Below are 20,673 nucleotides of genomic sequence, written 5' to 3'. Positions count from 1 at the left end.
GCTGAGGCCAGACTTGGCACCTGGGGTCGCGGATTGGCTGCGAGGCCCTCAGAACTGGAGATAATGCCCGAATCATCGGCTTACATATTGCCGATTCCTTCAGCCTCGGGGCCGTTGCCGCGCGTGAACCATTCCGTCCTCATCGATATCCGAGACCTCCGTCCGGGCATGTTTGTCCAGCTCGATGTTGGGTGGCTGAACCATCCCTTTCCGGTCAGCAGCTTCAAGATCACCTCCAGCGCACAGATCCAGACCCTGAAATCCCTGGGCCTGGAGGTGGTGCGCTGTGTCCCGCACAAAAGCGACACCTGGCCCGCCGAGGTGCGCACCCCGCCGCCGCAGGAGCTGCCGCCCGTCGTGGTGGCCCCCGAGCCTGCACCCACCGAACCTGCGCCAGCACCGCTGCTGCTGTCCGTGCCCGACTGGCGCGGCCGGCTGGAGGACTGCAATGCGCGCTTTCAGAAGGTGGAGCGCGGCTATGTGGCCATAGAGACCACCATCGCCAGCGCGCCCGAGCAGGCGCGCATGCCCACCGAGGCCCTGGTCGATGGCTGCCTGGCCGAACTGGCGGGCCCGCAGGACGTGGCCATTCACCTGCTGTCCGATGGCGTGGGCAGCAGCCAGAGCGTGCATGCCGTCAACGTGACCGTGCTCAGCCTGCTGCTGGGCCGGGCCCTGGGCCTGCAGGAATCGCTGCTGCGCGACCTGGGCCTGGCGGCGCTGCTGCATGACGCGGGCAAGCCCGTGGCCGGTGTCGAAGGTATGCACGGCCTGGCCCTGGAGCCTTCCGTGCCCGACGCCCTGCGCGAGCGCTACGAGCGCCATGTGGGCGAATCCGTGGCCATTGCCATGCGCATGGGCCTGTCGGCCCAGGTCACAACGGCCATCGCCCAGCACCATGAATGGGCCGACGGCACGGGGTTCCCGCTGAGCCTGGTGGCCGAAGACATGGAACTCACGGGCCAGATCCTGGCCCTGGTCAACAGCTACGACCGCCTGTGCAATCCTGGCGATGCACAGACGCCGCATACGCCGCACGAGGCCCTGTCCATGCTGTTCAGTCGGCTGCGCGACAAGTTCGCCGCGCCCGTGCTCAATGGCTTCATCCGCATGATGGGTGTGTTCCCCCCGGGCTCGGTGGTGGAGCTGACCGATGGGCGCCATGCCATGGTCATGTCCGTGAATGCATCACGCCCGCTCAAGCCCTCGGTGATGGTGCACGATGCCGGCGTGCCGGCCGCGCAGGCGCCCGTGCTGGCGCTGGAGCTGTTTCCCGAGCTGGGCATACGCCGGGGAGTGGCGCCCGCGCAGCTGCCGCGCGATGCGCTGGACTACCTGTCGCCGCGCCGGCGTGTCTGCTATTACTTTGAACGGGCGGTGGAGTTGGATCCACCGAAGGTGGCGTCTTGAACAAGCAAGCGCTCAACCGCGCCTGGCCCCGCCTGCTGGATGCACTGCAGGAGGCCCTGTGGCTGATCGATGCGCGCACCCTGAAGGTGCTGCGCGCCAACGCCGCCAGCGAATCCGTCACCGGCTATGAGGCCGATGCGGCCCCGGGCCTGCCCGTGCAGGTGCTGGCCGCCACGCCGCAGCAGCAGGCTTTCTGGAGCGATCCCTTCAACTGGCAGGCCGGAGCCCAGTTCATTGCCGAGGTGCGCCGCGCCGATGGCCAGCTGGCGCCCGTGGAGATGCGCGTGCGCGCGCTCGACGGCGAGGTGCTGCTGGTCAGCATGCTGGACCGGCGCGAGCAGGCCTTGCACGAGGCCGAGTTCGAGAGCCTGCTGGGCGAGTTGCGCGCCACGCTGGAGTCCGCGGCCGACGCCATCCTGGTCTGCGATCCCGATGGCCGCATCCGCGCCTTCAACCACCGCTTTGCCACGCTCTGGGGCATTCCCGAGGCCCTGCTGGTGCGTCGCAACGACGTGGCCATCCTCGACCACCTGGCCAGCCAGGTGCGCGATGCCGAATCCTATGCGCGCCAGTTGAAGCTGCTGTCGGCCCAGCCCCTGATGGAGGCGGCCGACGTGCTGGACCTGCGCGACGGCCGCATCCTGGAGCGCCGCGCCGTGCCCCAGCTGCGCCGGGGCCTGCCCATGGGGCGGATCTTTTCCTTTCGCGACATCACGGCCGAGGCCCAGACCCAGGCGGGCCTGGAGCTGGCAGCGCGCGTCTTCGAGTCCAGCCTGGACGGCATCTTCATTGCCGACGGCTACATGGATGTGGCCCGCACCAACCCGGCCTGCGAGCGCCTGCTGGGCGGCATGCCCGTGCAGGGGCGCACGGTGGAGTCGCTGTTCGAGGCCTCCGAAGGCCAGGCCGACACCCTGGGCGACCTGGCCCGCATCCAGTGGCACCAGGGCGGCTTCTGGGAGGGCGACCTGTGGCTGCGCCAGGCCGGCGGCGCGCGCTGCGCCGTGCGCCTGTCCTGGGTGCCGCTGCGCAACGCGCAGGGCGACGTGGTGCAGAGCATCGGCTTCATGCGCGACCTCACGCAGCAGCGCGTGGCCCAGCAGCGCATTGAACAGCTGGCCTACAGCGACGCGCTCACCGGCCTGCCCAACCGCCTGAACCTCACGGAGCGCGTGGATGCAGCCATCGAGGCCGCGCGCGCAGGCGGCACGGTGTTCAGCATCCTGTTCATCGACCTGGACCGCTTCAAGATCATCAACGACTCGCTGGGCCACCAGTTCGGCGACCGCGTGCTCAAGCTGGTCGCGCAGCGCCTGAGCGACTGCATGCGGCCCGTGGACATCCTGTGCCGCCTGGGTGGCGACGAGTTCGTGCTCTATCTGCAGGGCTGCAACGCCGAGCTGGCCGCGTCGGTGGCCAAGCGCATCCTGCAGGAGATGGAGCGCCCCTTCCTGCTCGACGGCCTGGGTTTCTCCGTGCAGTGCAGCATCGGCGTGGCCCAGTACCCGGCCGATGGCCTCACGCTGGATGAGCTGATCCGCCAGGCCGACACCGCCATGTACCGCGTCAAGGAGCGGGGCCGGGGCCATTTCAGCTTCTACCAGCCGCAGATGAGCGCCGGCCTGCTGTCGCGCATGAAGCTGGAGCACGCCATGCGCCAGGCGCTGGAGCATGGCCGCATGGCGGTCTACTTCCAGCCCCAGGTGCACATAGACAGCGACCGCATCGTCGCGGCCGAGGCGCTGCTGCGCTGGACCGATCCCGAATTTGGCGTGGTCTCGCCGGGTGTCTTCATCCCGCTGGCCGAGGAGTCGGGCTACATCGTCACGCTGGGCGCCTGGGTCATGGAGCAGGCCGTGCAGGAGGCTGCACGCTGGCAGCAGCAGGGCATGCCCATCAAGGTCTCGGTCAACGTGTCGGCGCTGGAGTTCCGCCAGTCAGGCTTTGTCGAGCGGGTGACCGAGCTGCTGCGCAGCTACGGCCTGACACCCCAGCTGCTGGAGCTGGAGCTGACGGAAAGCATCTTGCTGCAGGACGCCCAGGACATGGCGCTGCGCGTATGCCAGATCGCCGACCTGGGCGTGGGCATGGTGATTGACGACTTCGGCACTGGCTACTCCAACCTGGCCTACCTGAAGAAGCTGCCCATCTCCAAGATCAAGATCGACCAGAGCTTCGTGCGCGGCCTGCCCAGCGACGAGGGCGACCAGGCCATCGTCGGCGCCATCATCAGCCTGGGTCTGGCGCTGGGCGTGGAGATCGTGGCCGAGGGCGTGGAAACGCACGAGCAGCTGACGGCCATCCACCGCATGCAGGGCCACTACTTCCAGGGCTTCCTGTGCGCGCCTGGCCTGCCGCGCGAGCAGTTCGGCGAATGCCTGCAGGCGCAGCGCGCCGGCATTGGCGCCATCGCCTACCGGCAGAGAATGGCCCAGGCCGCGAGCGCTCAGCTGCCTGCGCTCAAGCCCTTCCAGAGCATGTAGGCCGCCAGGCCGAACAGCAGCGTGGCAAAGATGCGCTTGAGCTGGCCCACGGGCAGCCGGTGCGCGGCCCGTGCCCCCAGCGGTGCCGTCAGCACGCTGCAGCAGGCCAGGGCCAGCAGGGCCGGCAGCCACAGGTAGCCCAGCGAGTATTCGGGGCGCCCGGCGTCGCCCGCGCCGGTGAAGATCAGGCCCGCCGCATTCACCACGGCAATCGGAAACCCCAGTGCCGCGCTGGTGCCCACTGCCATGTGCATGGGCACCGAGCAGCGCATCATGAAGGGCACGCTGATGAAGGCCCCGCCCGCACCCACAAGCCCCGAGATGAAGCCCAGGCCCGTGCCCGCGCCGTACAGCCCCAGCGGCCCCGGCAGGGCGCGCGTGGCCGTGGGCTGGCTGTTGCTGCGCAGCATGCGCAGCGCCATGTAGCCGATGAACACGCCAAAGAACAGTGCCAGGTACTTGCCGCGCAGCAGCGCGAAAACGCCCAGGCTGGCGAGCAGGCCGCCCGTGATGATGCCCGGCGCCAGGCTGCGCACGATGTCCCAGCGCACGGCGCCGCGACCGTGGTGGGCGCGCAGGCTGGAGATCGAGGTGAACACGATGGTGGCCATGGCCGTGGCGATCGCCATCTTCACGGACAGGTCGGGGCCGACCCCGCGCTTGTCGAGAAAGTAGGTCAGAAACGGCACGAGCACCATGCCGCCGCCCACTCCCAGCAGGCCGGCCAGGAAACCGGAGCACAGGCCCAGCAGGGCCAGTTCGAGAAACAGCAGGTCAGGCATGCGGCAGAAGATCGGTAGTGAATGGGCGGGGAGGGGCGGGCAACAAAAAACCCGGCGCACCGTGGAGGTGCGCCGGGTTGGAATCAGGTGTCTGCAAAGACCACCGGGCCGTCATCCTGAACCGGGGTTCAGGGGGGCAAGGGCAGCCAGACGTTGGGTTCATCTAACGCGAGACGATCACGCTCGAATGGCAATGTACCAAGCCCGGGCTCATAGAGCATTGGTCCAAGGAACTATAAAGCCCGGCGGGTTTGCAGACGCCTCCATTCTACGGCGATTGAGCATGCCCGCAATCAAGTTCTTTGAACGGCATGGGCTTTCCATTGACATGGCCGATGCCATGAAAAACGGCCTCCGAAGAGGCCGTTGCATGGGCGGGGTTGTGGCGGCTCAGAGCAGCCGTGCATCGCTTTCCAGGGCCTGGTCCAGGCGCAGCACCAGTTGCTCGGCAAGGGCCTGCTGGCGCTGGCGCTCGGCCAGTTCCTCGGGGCTGGGCTCGGGCGGCAGGGACTGGGCGGCATGCTGCGAAGTGACCTCGTCATGCAGGGACTGCATTTCGGCCTGGGCCGTGGCCATGGCGCTTTCCTGCGCTTCGCGGTCCAGCACGTCGAAGGCCATGTTCAGCGCGGACAGCACGGCCACGCGCTCGCGCGAGCGGACCTTGCCGCTGTCGCGGATACGGGTCATGGCCGTGTCCACACGGCGCACGGCCTCGAGCAGACGCTCTTCCTGGCCATCGGGGCAGGTCAGCACATAGCTTTGCTGCAGGATTTGCACTTCGATCTGCTTCATGGGCGTTCGGGGCGTCGGCGGTTGCGAAGGGGGTCAAGCCCCCTGGTTGGAGGGCAGGCGCTCGATCAGGACATCGACGCGGGCCCGGGCGGCGTTGAGCCGCGAGCGCAGCGAATCACGCTCCTGGGTCAGGGCCGCCACCTGTTCGGCGAGTAGCGCATTCGTGCGTTGCAGTTCCTCGTGGCGAACCAGCAGGCGCTCCACGCGCTCTGCAATGTGGTCGAGGGAAGTCTGGGAGGTCATAGACGCTGAGATTGTAGGACGTGCGAACGAAGTGAGCGCATTCCGTGGAAGTATCCGAGGAAACCTGATAGCAGGGGGGCTTAGAAGGCTTGACGTCAGCGCCGTGCTCAGGTATTCGAGCGTAGGCGGCAGACTGTCTCACAAAATCGTAGCGCCATGTGTAGGACGCGTCTGCTTCGGCGGGGTGTAATGCGTAAGCATTGGTTGCGGGCGCGGTACGGGTCGGGTGCGGATACGGCGGGGGTGCGCACTACAATGCGCCGCGTTGGCGGAGCGGCCGGTTCAAGGCAGCGTCGCACGGAGCAAACAAATACACATGAATATTGACCTTGGCCGGGGCGGGGCACGCTGCCCGGCGCTGCTGATCACTTCCACGGCCTCGGGCCAGGGCAAGACCACGCTGACGGCTGCGCTGGCGCGGCTGCATGCGCGCCAGGGGCGCCGCGTGCGCGTGTTCAAGTGCGGCCCTGACTTCCTGGACCCGCACTGGCACGAGCTGGCCAGCGGCGCGCCCGTGCACAGCGTCGATCTGTGGATGACGGGCGAGGCCGACATGCGTGCGCGCCTGCACGCCGCCGCCTGCGAGGCCGACCTCATCCTGGTGGAAGGCGTCATGGGCCTGTTCGACGGCACGCCCTGCGCGGCCGATGTAGCCGAGCGGCTGGGCCTGCCGGTGCTGGCCGTGATCGACGCCTCGGGCATGGCCGGCACCTTTGGCGCACTGGCCCATGGCCTGCAGCACTACCGGCCGGGCCTGCGCTGGGCCGGCCTGCTGGCCAACCGCGTGGGCAGCGCCCACCATGCCGACCTGCTGCGTGCCGGCCTGCGCGAGCCTTCGCTGTGGCTGGGCGCGCTGGCGCGGGTGCAGGGTGCAGGCGCCACCTCGCTGCTGCCCGAGCGGCACCTGGGCCTGGTTGCCGCGCATGAGCTGGACGATGCCCTGCAGCGCCTGGACGTGGCCGCCGATGCGCTGCTGGCCACGCCGCTGGGCCAGTTGTCCTGGCAGGCCGAAGCCGGCCAGAGCGCCAGCTGGCAGGACTGGTCCGTGGACTTTGAACCGTGCCCGGAACCTGCCGAAGCCGTGCAGCCCTGGCTGGCGGGCCGCACCGTGGCGGTGGCGCGTGATGCGGCCTTCAGCTTCATCTACCAGGCCAACCTCGACTGCCTGCGTTCCATGGGTGCGCGGATCGCCTTCTTCTCGCCCCTGGCCGCAGAGCGCCTGCCGGATTGCGATGCGCTGTGGCTGCCCGGCGGCTATCCGGAACTGCACCTGGACGCGCTGGCCGCCCATGCCGCGCTGCGCGGTGACATTGCCGCCCACGTGGCTGCCGGCCGCCCGGTCTGGGCCGAGTGCGGCGGTATGCTGGCGCTGTGCGAACGACTGACCGACACTGCGGGCCGGACCACGGACCTCTGGGGCCTGTTGCCCGGCCATGCACGCATGCAGCCGCGCCTGGCCGGCCTGGGCATGCAGCAACTGCCCACGCCCTGGGGCCTGTTGCGCGGCCATACCTTTCACTACAGCCGGCTGGACACGTCCATGGCCGAGGCCGGGCGCAGCAGCCGCCCGGGCCAGGCTCCCCAGCCTGACCGGGGCGAGGCGCTGTACCGCCAGGGCAGCGTGCACGCCAGCTATTTCCACGCCTGGTTTGCCTCGCAGCCGCGCGCCGTGGCGGCGCTGCTGGGCGCTGACATTCCCGCAGGCCAGGCGTCATGACCGACCAGATCTCCACCTATTCGCTTGCGCGCAGCCAACTCATTCTGGGCGGCCAGAAAAGCGGCAAGTCGCGCCGTGCCGAATTGCTGGCCCGCGCCTGGCTCGATGGCGCCCTGGACCGCGAGGCCGCGCTGATCGCCACCGGCCAGCCCTGGGACGACGAAATGCGCGAGCGCATCGCCCGCCACCGGCGCGACCGCGCCGAGCGCGTGCCCGGCATGGCCACGCTCGAGGAGCCGCTGGACCTGGCCGCCATGCTTGCGCGGCACAGCACGCCGCAGCGCCTGCTGGTGGTGGACTGCCTGACGCTGTGGCTGACCAACTGGATGATGCCGGCCCAGCCTTCCGAGGAACTGGCGCGCGGATGGGAGGGCCAATGCACGGCCTTTCTTGCCGCCTTGCAAGCTGCGCCCGGCCCGGTGATCCTGGTCGGCAACGAGATCGGCCTGGGCGTGATCCCGCTGGGATCACAGGTGAGGGCCTTTGTGGATGCGCTGGGGGTGCTCAACCAGCGTGCGGCGCAAAGCTGCGAAACCGTCACGCTGATGTGCGCCGGCCTGCCGTTGGCGCTCAAGGGCCCGCAGCCGTGAGGCCATGGCGTCTCGCCCTGTGGGGCCTGGCGTTGGCACTGGCGCTGTCTGCGGCGCAGGCTGCCATCCGGGTCACGAACGGGCGGGGCGTTCCGGTGGAGCTGCCACAGCCGCCGCAGCGCATCGTCAGCCTGCTGCCCTCGCTGACCGAGACCGTATGCGAGCTGGGCGGCTGCCAGCGCCTGGTCGGCGTGGACCGCTATTCGAACTGGCCGGCCCATGTGAAGACCCTGCCCGTGGTGGGCGGCGGCATGGACCCCAATATCGAGGCCATCGTCGCGCTCAAGCCCGATCTGGTGCTGGTGTCCATGGCCTCGCGCTCGGTGGCGCGGCTGCAGGCATTGGGCCTCAAGGTGGTGGCGCTGGAGCCGCGCACCCATGCCGATGCGCAGGCCGTGCTGCGCACCGTGGGCCAGTTGCTGGACCTGCCGCCCGCGCAGGGCGCCGACCGTGTCTGGTCCGCCATCGAGGCGCGCATGCAGGAGGTGGAGCGCAGCATGGACCCCGCGCTGCGCGGGCAGACCGTGTATTTCGAGGTCAACCGCGGCCCCTTTGCCGCCGGCGAGTCTTCGTTCATCGGCGAGACCTTGGCGCGCCTGGGCATGCGCAACGTCGTGGGTGCGCAGCTGGGGCCGTTCCCGCGCATCAACCCTGAATTCGTGGTGCGCGCCGACCCGGACTTCATCCTGGGCGGCGACCGCAGCCTGGGCACATCGGGCGAGCCCTATCCGGGCTGGGGCCGCATGCGTGCCATGCAGGCCGGGCGCGTCTGCCGCTTTGTGCCGGCCGAGCTGGACGTGCTGGTGCGCGCCGGCCCGCGCATGGCCGAGGGCGCTGCGCTGATGGCGCGCTGCCTGAACGGGGCCGCACCGTGAGGCAGGCCCGCAGGCACCACAGCGGCCTGGCTGCGCCCTGGATGGCACTGGCCCTGCTGGTCGTGAGTGCCCTGCTCATGCTGCTGGGCGCGGGCGTGGGCAGCACGGGCTGGGAGAGCGTTTGGGCGGCGCGCAGCGATCCGCTGTCCTGGCAGATCGTCACCGAGATCCGGCTGCCCCGCACGGCGGGCGCGTGGCTGGCGGGCGGCCTGCTGGGGCTGGCCGGGGCCATCGCCCAGGGCGTGTTCCGCAACCCGCTGGCTGATCCCTATCTGCTGGGCAGTGCCTCCGGCGCCTCGCTGGGCGTTGCGTTGAGCATGGCGGCGCTGGGCGCCTCGCCCTTCGCACTGGCGGGACTGGCGCGCCTGGGTGTCACGGGCGCGGCCTTTGCGGGCGCGGCCCTGGCCGTGCTGCTGACCCTGGTGCTGGCCCAGGGCGTGCACAACACCATGCGCCTGCTGCTGGCCGGGGTGGTGGTGGGGGTGGTGCTGGGCGCGGCCGCATCGCTGGTGCTGCTGATGAACCCGGACATCATGCAGGCCATGCAGGCCTTCATGCTGGGCAGCACCTCCTTCATCGGCTGGGGCGCCTGCGCGCTGATGCTGGCCGTGCTGCTGGCCACCGCCCTGGGTGCCTGGTGCCTGGGCCGCGTGCTCGACGGCCTGTCCCTGGGCGAGGCCACGGCCCACAGCCTGGGCCTGCCTCTGGCGCCGCTGCGCATGGTGCTCATCTTGCTGCTGGCCCTGGCCACGGGCACGGCCGTGGCGCAGACCGGGCTGATCGCCTTCGTCGGCCTGGCCGCGCCGCATCTGGTGCGCTCCATGGTGCGCTCCATGCACCGCTGGCTGCTGGTGCTCAGCGCGGGCATGGGCGCCGTGCTGCTGCTGGCCGCCGACCTGCTGGCGCGCTGGCTCATCGCCCCGCAGGAGCTGCCCGTGGGCGCGCTCACGGCCCTGCTGGGCGGCAGCTACCTGCTGTGGCTCATGCACCGCCGCCACGCCCTGCGCGGCGGGGAGGGCGCATGACGGCACTGGCCCCCGCCCTGCAAGCGCGCGCCCTGAAGGTTCGCCTGGGCGATCGACAGGTCCTCAGCGGCCTGAGCCTGGCCCTGCCCGCCGGCCGCTGGACCGCCATCGTCGGCCCCAACGGCGCCGGGAAATCCACGCTGCTGCGCGCCCTGGCGGGCATGGAGTCCGGCGCTGGCGTGCAAGGCGAGGTGGAGCTCCTGGGCCGCCCGCTGCGGCAATGGAGTGCGCGCGAACGGGCCTGCTCGCTTGCCTGGCTGGGCCAGAACCAGCCCGTGGCCGGCGACATGCAGGTCCATGACGTGGTCATGCTGGGCCGCCTGCCGCACCAGGGCTGGCTGGCTGCGCCCAGCCAGGCAGACCATGCCGCCGTGGAGCAGGCGCTGCGCCAGACCCAGGGCTGGGACTGGCGCATGCGCAGCGTGGGCAGTCTATCGGGCGGGGAGCGCCAGCGCGTGCTGCTGGCGCGCGCCCTGGCCGTGCAGGCCCGCGTGCTGCTGATGGACGAACCCCTGGCCAACCTCGACCCGCCACACCAGGCCGACTGGCTCGAATGCGTGCAGGCCCTGGTCGCCCAGGGCCGCACCGTGGTCAGCGTGCTGCATGAGATATCGATGGCCTTGCAGGCCCAGGACCTGGTCATTCTCGACAAGGGGCAGGTGCTGCACCAGGGCGCCTGCGCCGACCTGGCCACGCATGCGGCGCTGGAGGCCGTGTTCGAGCACCGGCTGAGCATCCGCGCCATCGACGGGCAGTGGCTGGCCCTGCCACGGCTGCGGGGGCAAGCCGCGGCTCCCTGATCGCCTGTTAGAAAAAAATGTCTCTCCATGCGCCGTATCTGAGCCGCTGGGCTCTGACCATCGATGACCAGCCCCTGTCCACGCCGCGCGGTGTTTTGCTGCCCGTGCGCCAGGGCGGCACGCCCGCCATGCTCAAGATCGCCCAGGAGCCCGAGGAAGTGGCCGGCGCCCAGCTGATGGCCTGGTGGAATGGCGATGGTGCCGCGCCCGTGCTGGCCCATGAAGGACCGGCCTTGCTGATGCTGCGCGCCACAGGACCCGAATCGCTGGTGGAGATGGCCCGTGGCGAGCGCGATGAGGAGGCCACGCGCATCCTGTGCTCCGCTGCCAAGCGCCTGCACCTACCGCGCGCCAAGGCGTTGCCACCCCTGGTGCCGCTGACGCAGTGGTTCCATGCATTGCTTGCACAAGGCCATGGAACCGCCAGCCTGCTCGGCCTGTGCGCCGCCACGGCGCGCGAGCTGCTGGCCGCACCGCGCGACGTGACCGTGCTGCATGGTGACCTTCACCACGGCAATGTGCTGGACTTCGGACCCCTGGGCTGGCTGGCCATCGACCCCAAGGGCCTGCACGGTGAGCGCGGCTTTGACTACGCCAACATCCTGAGCAATCCCGACCCCGCCAGCGCGCTGGCGCCGGGGCGCTTTGCGCGCCGCATGGCCACCATTGCCGAAGTCTCGGGCATGGAGCAAAGGCGCCTGTTGCAATGGGTGCTGGCCTGGTCGGGACTGTCTGCCGTCTGGAGCATGGAAGACGGTGACGATCCTGGCGCTGCGATGGCTGTGGCGCAAATGGCGGCTTCGGCCTTGGGCTAGTCGCGACCGGCTTTCCTCGACCGAGGTGCCTCCAGATACGCACCGCTGGTAAACAATTGCTCCTCGGCCTGGTCGATGCGCTGCACCACGCCTTTGCCGGCGCGGCTGGCCAGCAGTTCCACCAGGGCCTCGGACAGCGCCACGGCCGAGGTGATGGAGGGGAAGAACGACGGGCTGTGCAGCGAAAACAGCAGCGTGGCGTCGGCCAGCAGCGCCAGGGGCGAGGCGGGGCTGTCGGTCAGCGCCACGATGCGGCAGCCCGCATCCCTGGCGGCCTGGGCCACGGCCAGCGCCTCGCGCGAGTAGGGCGCAAAGGCGACTACCAGCAGGGCGTCGCCGCGCTCCATGGCGCGGCATTGCATCTCCAGCGTGCCGCCCTGGCCGTCCAGCAGGTGCACGCTGGCGCGCAGCAGCCGGTACACATAGACAAATGAAAAGGCCACGGGGTAGCTGGCGCGAAAGCCCGCCACATGCACGCTGCGGGCCTTTTCCAGCAGGGCGCAGGCCTGCTGCAACGCATCGCCCAGGCGCCGCTCGGTGGCCTCCAGATTGCGGCGGTGCACCTCGAAGGTCTCGCCCACCAGGTCATGGTCGCCAGCGCGGCCCACCAAGGCCTTGGCGCGCTGGCCGTAGGCCTCGTCGCTGCCCAGCCCCATGTCCTGCGCGAAGGCCTGCTTGAGCTGCGGCCAGCCGTCAAAACCCAGCCACTGCGCAAACCGCACCAACGTGGCGGGCGGGCTGCCGGCGCGCGTGCCCACGCTGCGCATGGAGGCCGTGACCACATCGTTGGGATGCTCCAGCACGAAGCGGGCCACCTGTTGCAGGGCCGGGCTCAGCTCGGCAAATCGCTGGCGGATGTCGTCTTGAACGGACATGGGTTTTCAGGAGGAAGGAGAGGAAAAGGGCGGTGTTGGCTGCGCCGACTGTAGCCCAGGCGCGGGCCGGCTTGGAACGGCTGTGGTTGAAATCTCTGTTGACGGAACAAATGTTCCGTCAAATAATGCGATGAAACATTTGTTCCTTGAAAGAACTGCCATGAGCCATGTGTTCCATCGTCACCTGCACCACACGCCCCCCGTTGCCGTCGCCGCCAGCGGCCTGGAGATACGCGACGCGCAGGGGCGCAGCTATCTCGATGCCTCGGGCGGCGCGGCCGTGTCCTCGCTGGGCCACGGGCATCCCGACGTGATCGCCGCCATGCATGACCAGATCGACCGGCTGGCCTATGCCCACACCAGCTTCTTCACCACCGCGGTGGCCGAGGAACTGGGGCAGGAACTGGTGCGTGGCGCGCCCGAAGGCACCAGCCACGCCTACCTGGTCAGCGGCGGCTCCGAGGCCGTGGAGGCCGCGCTCAAGATGGCACGCCAGTACTTCGTGGAAATCGGCCAGCCCGAGCGCACGCACTTCATCGCGCGCCGCCAGAGCTACCACGGCAACACGCTGGGTGCGCTGGCCGTGGGCGGCAATGCCTGGCGGCGCGCGCCGTTCGCGCCCATCCTGGTGCCGGCCACCCATGTCTCGCCCTGCAATGCCTACCGCGACCAGCGCGACGATGAAACCCCAGAGCAATACGGCCAGCGCCTGGCCGACGAGCTGGATGCGGCCATCGGCGTCCACGGCCCGCGCAGCGTGATCGCCTTCGTGGCCGAGACGGTGGGCGGCGCCACGGCTGGCGTGCTCACGCCCGTGCCCGGCTACTTCAAGGCCGTGCGCGAGGTGTGCGACCGCCACGGCGTGCTGCTCATCCTGGACGAGGTCATGTGCGGCATGGGCCGCACGGGCACCCTGCATGCCTGCGAGCAGGAAGGCGTGGTGCCCGACCTGATCACCGTGGCCAAGGGCCTGGGCGGTGGCTACCAGCCCGTGGGCGCTGTGCTGGCGCAGGGGCGCATCGTCGATGCCATGTCGCGCGGCAGCGGCTTCTTCCAGCACGGCCATACCTACCTGGGCCACCCGGTGGCCTGCGCGGCGGCGCTGGCCGTGCAGCGCGTGATACGGCGCGACGGCCTGCTGGACAAGGTGCGTACCGATGGCGAAGCCTTCGGGCAGATGCTGGCGCAGGCCCTGGGCAGCCGCCGCCGCGTGGGCGAGCACGTTGGAGACATTCGCGGGCGCGGCTTCTTCTGGGGCGTGGAGCTGGTGGCCAACCGCGCCAGCAAGGCGCCCTTCGATGCAGGCCTGAAGCTGAACGCCCGCATCAAGACCGAAGCCATGCAGCGCGGCCTGCTGTGCTACCCCGGCGGCGGCACGGCCGATGGCCGTGCGGGCGACCACGTGCTGCTGGCGCCGCCCTTCATCGCCACGCGGGAACAGCTGCAGACCATTGCCACGCGCCTGGCCGAGTCCATCGAGGCCGCACTCGCCCAGGTTCTCTGATCCGTTCCTGCGCTCGCGCGCACTTCCTCGCTTTCCCACGCTTTCCCCAACCCCGCCACAGGAGTGTCCCCATGACCCCAACCCGCCCGACCCTGAAGCGCACGGCCCTGGCCGTGACCAGCGCCCTGATCGCCGCGCTGCTGCCGCTGGCCGCCAGCCATGCCCAGGACAGCGGCACGCTCGCCAAGATCCAGCAGGCCGGGGCCATCACGCTGGGCTACCGCGAGTCCTCGTTCGGCTTTTCCTATCTGGATGGCGATCTCAAGCCCGTGGGCTACAGCATGGACATCTGCCGGCGCATCGTGGACGAGGTCAAGGCCCAGCTCAAGCTGCCCGCACTGCAGGTGCGCTATCAGGCCGTGACCTCGGCCAACCGCATCCCGCTGGTGGCCAACGGCACGGTGGACCTGGAGTGCGGCTCCACCACCAACCTGGTGGAGCGGCAAAAGCAGGTGGCCTTCTCGCCGGATATCTTCCGCTACAACGTGCGCATGCTGGTGCGCGCGGACTCGGGGCTGCGCTCCGTCGCCGACCTGCAGGGCAAGACCGTGGCGACGACGGCGGGCACCACGTCCTTTCGCCTGCTGCGCGAGGCGGACCGGGGCCGCAACCTCGACGTCACCAACCTTTCGGGCAAGGACCATTCGGACTCCTTCATGCTGGTGGAGAGCGGCCGTGCCCAGGCCTTTGTGCTGGACGACATCCTGCTCGCCGGCCAGATCGCCAATGCCAAGAACCCGCAGGACTACCTGATCACCGGCGAAAGCCTGCGCACCGAGAACCAGGCGCTGATGCTGCGCAAGGACGATGCCGGCTTCAAGTCCATCGTGGACCGCGTGGTGACGGGCATGATGCAGTCCGGCGAGATGGAAAAGCTCTACAACCGCTGGTTCATGTCGCCCATCCCGCCCAGGAACATCAACATCAACTACCCGCTCAACGCCGAGACGCGCGAGGCCTTCGCCCATCCCTCGTCCAAGGGCATCTGAACTTATTGCACGCATCCATGACCCGCATCGCCCTCATCCACGCCCTCAGCCACTCCGTCGCTCCCATCAACGAAGCCTTTGCGCGCGACTGGCCCGAGGCGGTTCGCATGAACCTGCTGGACGACAGCCTCTCGGCCGACCTTGCGCGCAACGGGCGCGGGCTGGACGCCGCCATGCACGAGCGTTTCCAGCGCCTGGCGCAGTACGCCGTGGACACGGGCGCGCAGGGGATCTTGTTCACCTGCTCGGCCTTTGGCCCCTGCATTGAGGCCGTGGCCGCGCGCCACGCGCCGCTGCCCGTGCTCAAGCCCAACGAGGCCATGATCGAAGAGGCCGTGCAGGGCCAGCAGGGTGCCTTGGGTTTGATCTCCAGCTTCGCGCCCACGCTGCAGTCCATGCCGCCGGAGTTTCCGGCCGGCATCGAGCTCGTGCCCGCCCTGGCCGATGGCGCCATGGACGCGCTCAACCGGGGCGACACCGCCACGCATGACCGCCTGGTGGTCGAGCAGGCCAGGGCACTGGCTGCGCGTGGCTGCACGCGCATTGCACTGGCCCAGTTCAGCATGGCGCGTGCCCGCGCCGCCTGCGAGGCCGCCACGGGCCTGCCCGTGCTCACCACGGTGGACAGCGCCGTGCGTGCCCTGCAGCGCCGGCTGGGCGTCCGCCTCGGTTAAAGTGGCGCTCCGCTGCGGCGCATGCCCGCCGCAGCGCGTGCAACTTTTGAGGATGACAGACCCATGCAGATCGAACAGGCCCCGACGGAAAAGCCCTATGAAAAGCCCGAAGGCGAACGCCGTGGCCTGGTGCTGGTGAACACCGGCGACGGCAAGGGCAAGAGCACGGCGGCCTTCGGCCTGGCCCTGCGCGCGCATGGCCGGGGCAAGTCCGTCAAGATCTTCCAGTTCATGAAGGTGCCCACGGCGCGCTTTGGCGAGCACCGCATGTTCGAGCAGCTGGGCATGCCCATCGAGGGCCTGGGCGACGGCTTCAGCTGGAAGAGCCAGGACCATGAGCGGTCGGCCCAGATCGCGCGCGAGGGCTGGGAGCGTGCGCGCACCGCCATCCTCTCGGGTGAGCACTTCCTGGTCGTGCTCGACGAAATCACCTATCCGCTGATCTATGGCTGGCTGCCGCTGGAGCCTGTGCTGCAGGCCCTGGCCGACCGCCCGCGCCATGTGCACGTCATGCTCACGGGCCGCCGCTGCCCCGAGGAAATCATTGCCGTGGCCGATACCGTCACGCGCATGGAACTGGTCAAGCACGCCTTCCAGGCCGGCATTCCCGCCCAGCGTGGTATTGAGGACTGATGCCGCCCGCAGGCCCGGCCTGCGGCGGACAATGGCGGCATGAGCAGCGAAACGCAATCCCGGGCGCCAGAGACCATTTCCGCCCAACCCTTTGCCGAGGCCGAGCGGGCAGCCGTCTACCGCGCCATCCATGAGCGGCGCGACATGCGCCACTTCTGCGGCGGCGAAGTCGCGCCCGAGGTGCTGCTGCGCCTGCTGCGCGCCGCCCACCATGCGCCCAGCGTCGGCTTCATGCAGCCCTGGCGCTTCATCCGCGTGCGCGATGCGCAGTTGCGCCAGGAGATCCATGACGTGATCGAGCAGGAACGCCTGCAGACTGCGCGTGCGCTGGGCGAGCGCGAGGAAGACTTCATGCAGCTCAAGGTCCAGGGCGTGCTGGATGCGGCCGAAGTACTGGTCGTGGCCATGCCGCCAGGGCGCGAGGCCCATGTCTTCGGCCGGCGCACCCTGCCCGAGATGGACGTGGCCTCGGCCGCCTGTGCCATCCAGAACCTGTGGCTGGCCGCGCGTGCCGAGGGGCTGGGGCTGGGCTGGGTCTCGCTGTTCGATCCCGAGGTGCTGGCCGCGCTGCTGCAAATGCCCGTGGGCAGCCGGCCGCTGGCCGTGCTGTGCCTGGGCCCCGTGTCGGCCTACTATGCCGAGCCCATGCTGCAGCAGCAAAAGTGGGCCAGCCGCGCACCGCTGCAGGACATGCTCTACGACGACTTCTGGGGCCAGCGCGCCGCCGCCCCACAACCGCAGGCATGAGCGACAGCCCTTCCTGGCAACTGCTGGGCGCCGCGCTCAGCCCGCTGTGGTGGTGCTGGCAGGCGCTGTCGCAGCCGCAGGCCCAGGTCCAAGCCGAACCCTGGGCGCGCCACGCCCTGGCCGCCGCGCTGGCCATCCCCGTGGCCTTGCTGATCGACCGGCTCTGGGGCGAGCCGCCCGTGTGGATGCACCCCGTGGTCGCCATGGGCCGGCTGCTGGGTGCGGTTGGGCGAAGAATTGCCCCACGCGAAGAACATGTGCGCGACTGGCCACGCTTTGCGCTGGGCGCAATCGCCTGGTGCCTGCTGGCTCTGCTGTTCTTCGCCATCTACGCGTTCATCCAGTGGCTGCTGCCGCCCATGCCATGGTGGCTGGGCGCCCTGGTGCTGGGCGTGCTGCTCAAGCCGCTTTTGTCCTGGCGCATGCTGCGCGACGAGGTGCTGGCCGTGGAAGCCGCACTGCAGCAATCCCTGCCCGCAGGCCGCGAGCGGCTGACCTGGCTGGTCAGCCGGGACACGGCGCAGCTGGACGCAGGCCAGGTGCGCGAAAGCGCCATCGAAACCCTGGCCGAGAACCTCAGCGACTCGGTGCTGGCGCCGCTGTTCTGGTTTGCCGTGGCCGGCCTGCCGGGCGCGGCCCTCTATCGCTTTGCCAATACGGCCGATGCCATGTGGGGCTACCCGGGCTGGCGCGGGCAGGGCGATGAGCGGCGCCACTGGCAATGGGCCGGCAAATGGACGGCGCGTGCCGATGACCTGCTCAACTGGATACCGGCGCGCCTGACCGCCTTGCTGCTGGCCTTGTCCGGCCTGGCCGCTGGCCGGCGGCCGGGCTGGGGTGCGCTGCGCCAGGACGCGCGCATCACCCCGTCGCCCAACGGCGGCTGGCCCATGGGCGCCATGGCAAGGCTGCTGGGCGTTCGCCTGGGCAAGCCCGGCGTCTACGTGCTCAACCCCGCAGGCCGCGTGCCGCAGGCGGCCGAGCTGCAGCAGGCCGTGGCGCATGCGGGCCGCGTGGTCGCCATGCTGGTGGCTGCAGCGCTGGCCGCCGCCCTGGTCCTTGGATGGGCGATGGCAGGAAAGACACCATGAAACCGATCCCAGTCACCCACGGCGGCACGGATGCGCTGGGCGTGCCCGCGCACGATTTCTCCACCAACCGCAATGCCTGCGGACCCTGCCCGCAGGCGCTGGACATGCTGGCCCAGGCCCACGCGGCCCAGTACCCGGACCCACACTACACGGCGCTGCGCACACGGCTGGCGGACTTTCATGGTGTGCCGGCCGAGCGCATTGTCATTGCGGCCAGCGCCAGCGACTTCATCCACCGCATCACCATGCATGCAGTGCGCGAAGGCGCGGCCGTCGCCAGCCTGCCGGCCCACCATTACGGCGACTACGCCCACGCGGCGCAGGTGTGGCGCCTGCACCAGGCCGCGCGCGACGGCATCACCGAGGCCGGCCCCGGCCTGCACTGGGCCTGCGCGCCATCGAGCCCGCTGGGCCAGCCCGAAGACGTCTGGCCCCTGTGGAGCGAGCCCGCACCGCCCGGCACCTGGCGCGTGATCGACTGCGCCTATGCGCCCCTCAGACTGGAGCCGGGCATGGAACCCGCCGTGCCCTCCCAGGTGCGCGATGCCTGGCAGATGTGGACCCCCAACAAGGCCCTGGGCATGACCGGCGTGCGCGCGGCCTACGCCATTGCGCCCGAAGCCGTGCCGCACGACGAGATCGATGCCTTGCGCGCCCTGTCACCATCCTGGCCCGTGGGCGCCCATGGCGAGGCCATGCTCACGGCCTGGACCGCACCGGCCACCCGGCAATGGTTGGCGCAAAGCCTGCAACGGCTGCGCGATTGGAAGGCACAGCAGCTCAATCTGGTGCAGCGCCTGGGCTGGCAGGTACTGCCCGGCTCGCAGGCCAATTACTTTGTGGCGCGCTGGCCGCAAGCCCAGCAGGGCGGCGCCATGCAGACGCGTCTGGCCCAACTGCGCGCGCAGGGCATCAAGCTGCGCGACTGCGACAGCTTCGGCCTGCCCGGCTGCGTGCGCATGGGCGTGCTGGCGCCCGCATCCCAGAACGCCTTGCTGGTCGCCTGGCAGCCAATGGAGAAACACCATGCAATCGAATGAACCCGCCGCCGTGAATCTGCCCCTGCCCAGGCCCGGCCAGCGCCCCGCGCTGTGCGTGATGGTGCTGGGCACCAGCAGCGGCGCCGGCAAGAGCTGGGTCGCCACCGCGCTGTGCGCCTGGTACCGCGCGCAGGGCTACAAGGTGGCGCCCTTCAAGGCGCAGAACATGAGCAACAACGCGCGGGTGGTCTCCGCGCCGGGCGGTGCCTGGGGCGAGATCGGCACGGCACAGTACCTGCAGGCCCTGGCCGCAGGCTGCGCGCCCGATGTGCGCATGAACCCGCTGCTGCTCAAGCCCGAGGCCGACATGCGCAGCCAGGTCGTGCTGCTGGGCCGGGTCAGCGAGGAGCTGTCGGCCTTGCCCTGGCGCGGCCGCAGCGCCCGCGTCTGGCCGCAGATCGCCGAGGCGCTGGACAGCCTGCGCGCCGACAACGATGTGGTCGTCATCGAAGGCGCCGGCTCCCCCGCAGAAATCAACCTGCATGCCAGCGACGTGGTCAATATGCGCGTGGCGCGCCACTGCGGCGCGCATTGCCTGCTGGTGTCCGACATAGACCGGGGCGGCGCCTTTGCCCACCTCTACGGCACCTGGGCCCTGCTGCCGCCGGACGAACAGGCGCTGATCCGCGGCTTCGTGCTCAACAAGTTCCGGGGCGACGCCAGCCTGCTGGCGCCCGCCCCGCAGATGCTGCAGGAGCGCACCGGCGTGCCCACCGTGGCCACCATCCCCATGCAGTTCCAGCATGGCCTGCCGGAGGAGGATGGCGTCTTTGACGACCGTGGCTCTGGAGGAGGGGCGGGGCGCGCCGTGCACACCACCATCGCCATCATTGCCTACCCGCGCATCAGCAACCTCGACGAATTCCAGCCCCTGCTGCAGGTGCCGGGGCTGCGCGTGGCCTGGGCGCGCACGCCGGCCCAGCTGGCAGGCGCCGACTGGATCATCCTGCCGGGCTCCAAGGCCACCGCCGCCGATCTGGCCTGGATGCGGACCCAGGGCCTGGACGCCGCCGTTGCTGCACACGCTGCGGCAGGCCGGCAGGTGCTGGGCATCTGCGGCGGCCTGCAGATGCTAGGCGAGGCGCTGATCGACCTGCATGGCGTGGACGGCAACGCAGCCGGCCTGGGCCTTCTGCCGCTGACGACCCTGTTCGCGCCCGACAAGACCGTGCTGCCCGCCAGCGTGCAACTGCCGCCGCTGCCGGGTGCGCTGGCGCCGCTGTCTGGCGTACAGGCGCAGGTCTATGAAATCCACCACGGCCAGACCAGCGTGCGCCCCGACATGGTGGCCGCTGGCAGTGCCGTGGCCGAGCCCGTGCCCGGCCTGCTGTGGCACAGCCCTGACGGCCGCATCGCGGGCTGCTACTGGCACGGCCTGTTCGAGAACGCCGAGGTGCTGCGCGCCCTGTGGGGCGCCGAGGTGCCCACGCTGGACAGCGTCTTCGCGCGCATGGCCGAAGGCGTGCAGCGCTGGTTTGCGCACCAGGCTTGACCCAGGTCAGGGGCCGCTTGCAGGGGGCACGGCAAGCTGTAGGCCATGGCCTGCATGCGCAGCCGTGCTGTACCGATAAATGGGGAGCTGGAAAAC

The 20,673-nt window shown here is 69.8% G+C and carries 20 protein-coding genes; 16 read left to right on the top strand and 4 right to left on the bottom strand.

The window, feature by feature from the left end:
- The first annotated feature begins 63 nt into the window (after nt 1–63).
- Together A4F85_RS11255 and A4F85_RS11250 are read left to right on the top strand one after the other, a co-directional pair.
- Nucleotides 64–1,410 (top strand): HD-GYP domain-containing protein, encoded by a 1,347-nt coding sequence (locus A4F85_RS11255; protein WP_071954957.1) that lies wholly within the window; start codon nt 64–66, stop codon nt 1,408–1,410.
- A complete protein-coding gene (locus tag A4F85_RS11250; protein WP_013803222.1) occupies nt 1,407–3,893 on the top strand; it encodes a bifunctional diguanylate cyclase/phosphodiesterase in 2,487 nt (828 codons plus the stop codon). Before A4F85_RS11255 ends, A4F85_RS11250 begins: the two co-directional genes overlap by 4 nt.
- Here A4F85_RS11250 and A4F85_RS11245 read toward each other — a convergent pair.
- The 3 genes from A4F85_RS11245 to A4F85_RS11235 form a co-directional block, all read right to left on the bottom strand.
- Entirely contained in the window at nt 3,857–4,675 is an 819-nt protein-coding gene (locus A4F85_RS11245; protein ID WP_012204635.1) for a sulfite exporter TauE/SafE family protein, read from the bottom strand. The two genes, A4F85_RS11250 and A4F85_RS11245, sit on opposite strands and share 37 nt — an antisense overlap.
- A gap of 390 nt (nt 4,676–5,065) precedes the next feature.
- Nucleotides 5,066–5,467, bottom strand: a complete 402-nt coding sequence (locus A4F85_RS11240; protein ID WP_012204636.1) for a cell division protein ZapA — start codon at nt 5,465–5,467, stop codon at nt 5,066–5,068.
- Nucleotides 5,468–5,500: 33 nt separating this feature from the next.
- Nucleotides 5,501–5,710, bottom strand: coding sequence for a hypothetical protein (locus A4F85_RS11235; protein ID WP_063326625.1), 210 nt, complete (start codon nt 5,708–5,710; stop codon nt 5,501–5,503).
- A gap of 316 nt (nt 5,711–6,026) precedes the next feature.
- Between A4F85_RS11235 and A4F85_RS11230 the strand changes: the two genes are divergently transcribed.
- Genes A4F85_RS11230 through A4F85_RS11205 form a run of 6 tightly spaced genes read left to right on the top strand, consistent with a single transcriptional unit; the run spans nt 6,027 to nt 11,532 of the window.
- Nucleotides 6,027–7,427, top strand: coding sequence for a cobyrinate a,c-diamide synthase (locus tag A4F85_RS11230; protein ID WP_063326624.1), 1,401 nt, complete (start codon nt 6,027–6,029; stop codon nt 7,425–7,427).
- Entirely contained in the window at nt 7,424–8,017 is a 594-nt protein-coding gene (locus A4F85_RS11225) for a bifunctional adenosylcobinamide kinase/adenosylcobinamide-phosphate guanylyltransferase (RefSeq protein ID WP_013803219.1), read from the top strand. The genes A4F85_RS11230 and A4F85_RS11225 overlap by 4 nt, the downstream gene beginning before the upstream one ends.
- Nucleotides 8,014–8,892, top strand: a complete 879-nt coding sequence (locus tag A4F85_RS11220; RefSeq protein WP_063326623.1) for an ABC transporter substrate-binding protein — start codon at nt 8,014–8,016, stop codon at nt 8,890–8,892. The genes A4F85_RS11225 and A4F85_RS11220 overlap by 4 nt, the downstream gene beginning before the upstream one ends.
- 41 nt (nt 8,893–8,933) lie before the next feature.
- Nucleotides 8,934–9,917 (top strand): FecCD family ABC transporter permease, encoded by a 984-nt coding sequence (locus A4F85_RS11215; protein WP_063327961.1) that lies wholly within the window; start codon nt 8,934–8,936, stop codon nt 9,915–9,917.
- Complete coding sequence (locus A4F85_RS11210; RefSeq protein WP_063326622.1) at nt 9,914–10,717, top strand: ABC transporter ATP-binding protein; 804 nt, start codon at nt 9,914–9,916, stop codon at nt 10,715–10,717. The genes A4F85_RS11215 and A4F85_RS11210 overlap by 4 nt, the downstream gene beginning before the upstream one ends.
- 17 nt (nt 10,718–10,734) lie before the next feature.
- A complete protein-coding gene (locus A4F85_RS11205; RefSeq protein ID WP_063326621.1) occupies nt 10,735–11,532 on the top strand; it encodes an aminoglycoside phosphotransferase family protein in 798 nt (265 codons plus the stop codon).
- On the opposite strand, the gene A4F85_RS11200 is transcribed toward A4F85_RS11205, so the two are convergent.
- Nucleotides 11,529–12,407 (bottom strand): MurR/RpiR family transcriptional regulator, encoded by an 879-nt coding sequence (locus tag A4F85_RS11200; RefSeq protein WP_063326620.1) that lies wholly within the window; start codon nt 12,405–12,407, stop codon nt 11,529–11,531. The two genes, A4F85_RS11205 and A4F85_RS11200, sit on opposite strands and share 4 nt — an antisense overlap.
- 160 nt (nt 12,408–12,567) lie before the next feature.
- Here A4F85_RS11200 and A4F85_RS11195 point away from each other — a divergent pair, with 160 nt between their 5' ends.
- The 8 genes from A4F85_RS11195 (at nt 12,568) to A4F85_RS11160 (ending at nt 20,577) form a co-directional block, all read left to right on the top strand.
- Nucleotides 12,568–13,911: an aspartate aminotransferase family protein gene (locus A4F85_RS11195; RefSeq protein ID WP_063326619.1), complete on the top strand. Its 1,344-nt coding sequence runs from the start codon at nt 12,568–12,570 to the stop codon at nt 13,909–13,911.
- Between the two features lie 71 nt (nt 13,912–13,982).
- On the top strand, nt 13,983–14,900 hold the full coding sequence (locus A4F85_RS11190) for an amino acid ABC transporter substrate-binding protein (protein WP_063326618.1): 918 nt from the start codon (nt 13,983–13,985) through the stop codon (nt 14,898–14,900).
- A gap of 17 nt (nt 14,901–14,917) precedes the next feature.
- Complete coding sequence (locus A4F85_RS11185; protein ID WP_013803211.1) at nt 14,918–15,574, top strand: aspartate/glutamate racemase family protein; 657 nt, start codon at nt 14,918–14,920, stop codon at nt 15,572–15,574.
- Between the two features lie 63 nt (nt 15,575–15,637).
- On the top strand, nt 15,638–16,207 hold the full coding sequence (gene cobO, locus A4F85_RS11180; RefSeq protein ID WP_063326617.1) for a cob(I)yrinic acid a,c-diamide adenosyltransferase: 570 nt from the start codon (nt 15,638–15,640) through the stop codon (nt 16,205–16,207).
- Between the two features lie 39 nt (nt 16,208–16,246).
- Nucleotides 16,247–16,954 carry a 5,6-dimethylbenzimidazole synthase gene (gene bluB, locus A4F85_RS11175; RefSeq protein ID WP_063326616.1) on the top strand — a complete coding sequence of 236 codons (708 nt, stop codon included), beginning with the start codon at nt 16,247–16,249 and terminating at the stop codon, nt 16,952–16,954.
- Entirely contained in the window at nt 16,951–18,045 is a 1,095-nt protein-coding gene (cbiB, locus tag A4F85_RS11170; protein ID WP_063326615.1) for an adenosylcobinamide-phosphate synthase CbiB, read from the top strand. Before bluB ends, cbiB begins: the two co-directional genes overlap by 4 nt.
- Nucleotides 18,042–19,085 carry an aminotransferase class I/II-fold pyridoxal phosphate-dependent enzyme gene (locus tag A4F85_RS11165; protein WP_063326614.1) on the top strand — a complete coding sequence of 348 codons (1,044 nt, stop codon included), beginning with the start codon at nt 18,042–18,044 and terminating at the stop codon, nt 19,083–19,085. The genes cbiB and A4F85_RS11165 overlap by 4 nt, the downstream gene beginning before the upstream one ends.
- On the top strand, nt 19,072–20,577 hold the full coding sequence (locus A4F85_RS11160) for a cobyric acid synthase (RefSeq protein ID WP_063326613.1): 1,506 nt from the start codon (nt 19,072–19,074) through the stop codon (nt 20,575–20,577). Before A4F85_RS11165 ends, A4F85_RS11160 begins: the two co-directional genes overlap by 14 nt.
- Nucleotides 20,578–20,673: the final 96 nt, after the last annotated feature.

Origin of the sequence: Delftia sp. GW456-R20 (assembly GCF_001622915.1) — a bacterium.
Classification (GTDB): Bacteria; Pseudomonadota; Gammaproteobacteria; order Burkholderiales; family Burkholderiaceae_C; genus Comamonas; species Comamonas acidovorans.
Note: the sequence above shows the minus strand (reverse complement) of the source record. Positions and strands in the feature narration are given on the sequence as shown.

Excerpts from the sequence above, each read along its gene's own strand:
- A4F85_RS11255 (WP_071954957.1), top strand. The coding sequence starts at position 64 with ATGCCCGAATCATCGGCTTACATATTGCCGATTCCTTCAGCCTCGGGG.
- A4F85_RS11245 (WP_012204635.1), bottom strand. The coding sequence starts at position 4,675 with ATGCCTGACCTGCTGTTTCTCGAACTGGCCCTGCTGGGCCTGTGCTCC.
- A4F85_RS11240 (WP_012204636.1), bottom strand. The coding sequence starts at position 5,467 with ATGAAGCAGATCGAAGTGCAAATCCTGCAGCAAAGCTATGTGCTGACC.
- A4F85_RS11235 (WP_063326625.1), bottom strand. The coding sequence starts at position 5,710 with ATGACCTCCCAGACTTCCCTCGACCACATTGCAGAGCGCGTGGAGCGC.
- A4F85_RS11230 (WP_063326624.1), top strand. The coding sequence starts at position 6,027 with ATGAATATTGACCTTGGCCGGGGCGGGGCACGCTGCCCGGCGCTGCTG.
- A4F85_RS11225 (WP_013803219.1), top strand. The coding sequence starts at position 7,424 with ATGACCGACCAGATCTCCACCTATTCGCTTGCGCGCAGCCAACTCATT.
- A4F85_RS11215 (WP_063327961.1), top strand. The coding sequence starts at position 8,934 with ATGGCACTGGCCCTGCTGGTCGTGAGTGCCCTGCTCATGCTGCTGGGC.
- A4F85_RS11210 (WP_063326622.1), top strand. The coding sequence starts at position 9,914 with ATGACGGCACTGGCCCCCGCCCTGCAAGCGCGCGCCCTGAAGGTTCGC.
- A4F85_RS11205 (WP_063326621.1), top strand. The coding sequence starts at position 10,735 with ATGTCTCTCCATGCGCCGTATCTGAGCCGCTGGGCTCTGACCATCGAT.
- A4F85_RS11200 (WP_063326620.1), bottom strand. The coding sequence starts at position 12,407 with ATGTCCGTTCAAGACGACATCCGCCAGCGATTTGCCGAGCTGAGCCCG.
- A4F85_RS11195 (WP_063326619.1), top strand. The coding sequence starts at position 12,568 with ATGAGCCATGTGTTCCATCGTCACCTGCACCACACGCCCCCCGTTGCC.
- A4F85_RS11190 (WP_063326618.1), top strand. The coding sequence starts at position 13,983 with ATGACCCCAACCCGCCCGACCCTGAAGCGCACGGCCCTGGCCGTGACC.
- A4F85_RS11185 (WP_013803211.1), top strand. The coding sequence starts at position 14,918 with ATGACCCGCATCGCCCTCATCCACGCCCTCAGCCACTCCGTCGCTCCC.
- cobO (WP_063326617.1), top strand. The coding sequence starts at position 15,638 with ATGCAGATCGAACAGGCCCCGACGGAAAAGCCCTATGAAAAGCCCGAA.
- bluB (WP_063326616.1), top strand. The coding sequence starts at position 16,247 with ATGAGCAGCGAAACGCAATCCCGGGCGCCAGAGACCATTTCCGCCCAA.
- cbiB (WP_063326615.1), top strand. The coding sequence starts at position 16,951 with ATGAGCGACAGCCCTTCCTGGCAACTGCTGGGCGCCGCGCTCAGCCCG.
- A4F85_RS11165 (WP_063326614.1), top strand. The coding sequence starts at position 18,042 with ATGAAACCGATCCCAGTCACCCACGGCGGCACGGATGCGCTGGGCGTG.
- A4F85_RS11160 (WP_063326613.1), top strand. The coding sequence starts at position 19,072 with ATGCAATCGAATGAACCCGCCGCCGTGAATCTGCCCCTGCCCAGGCCC.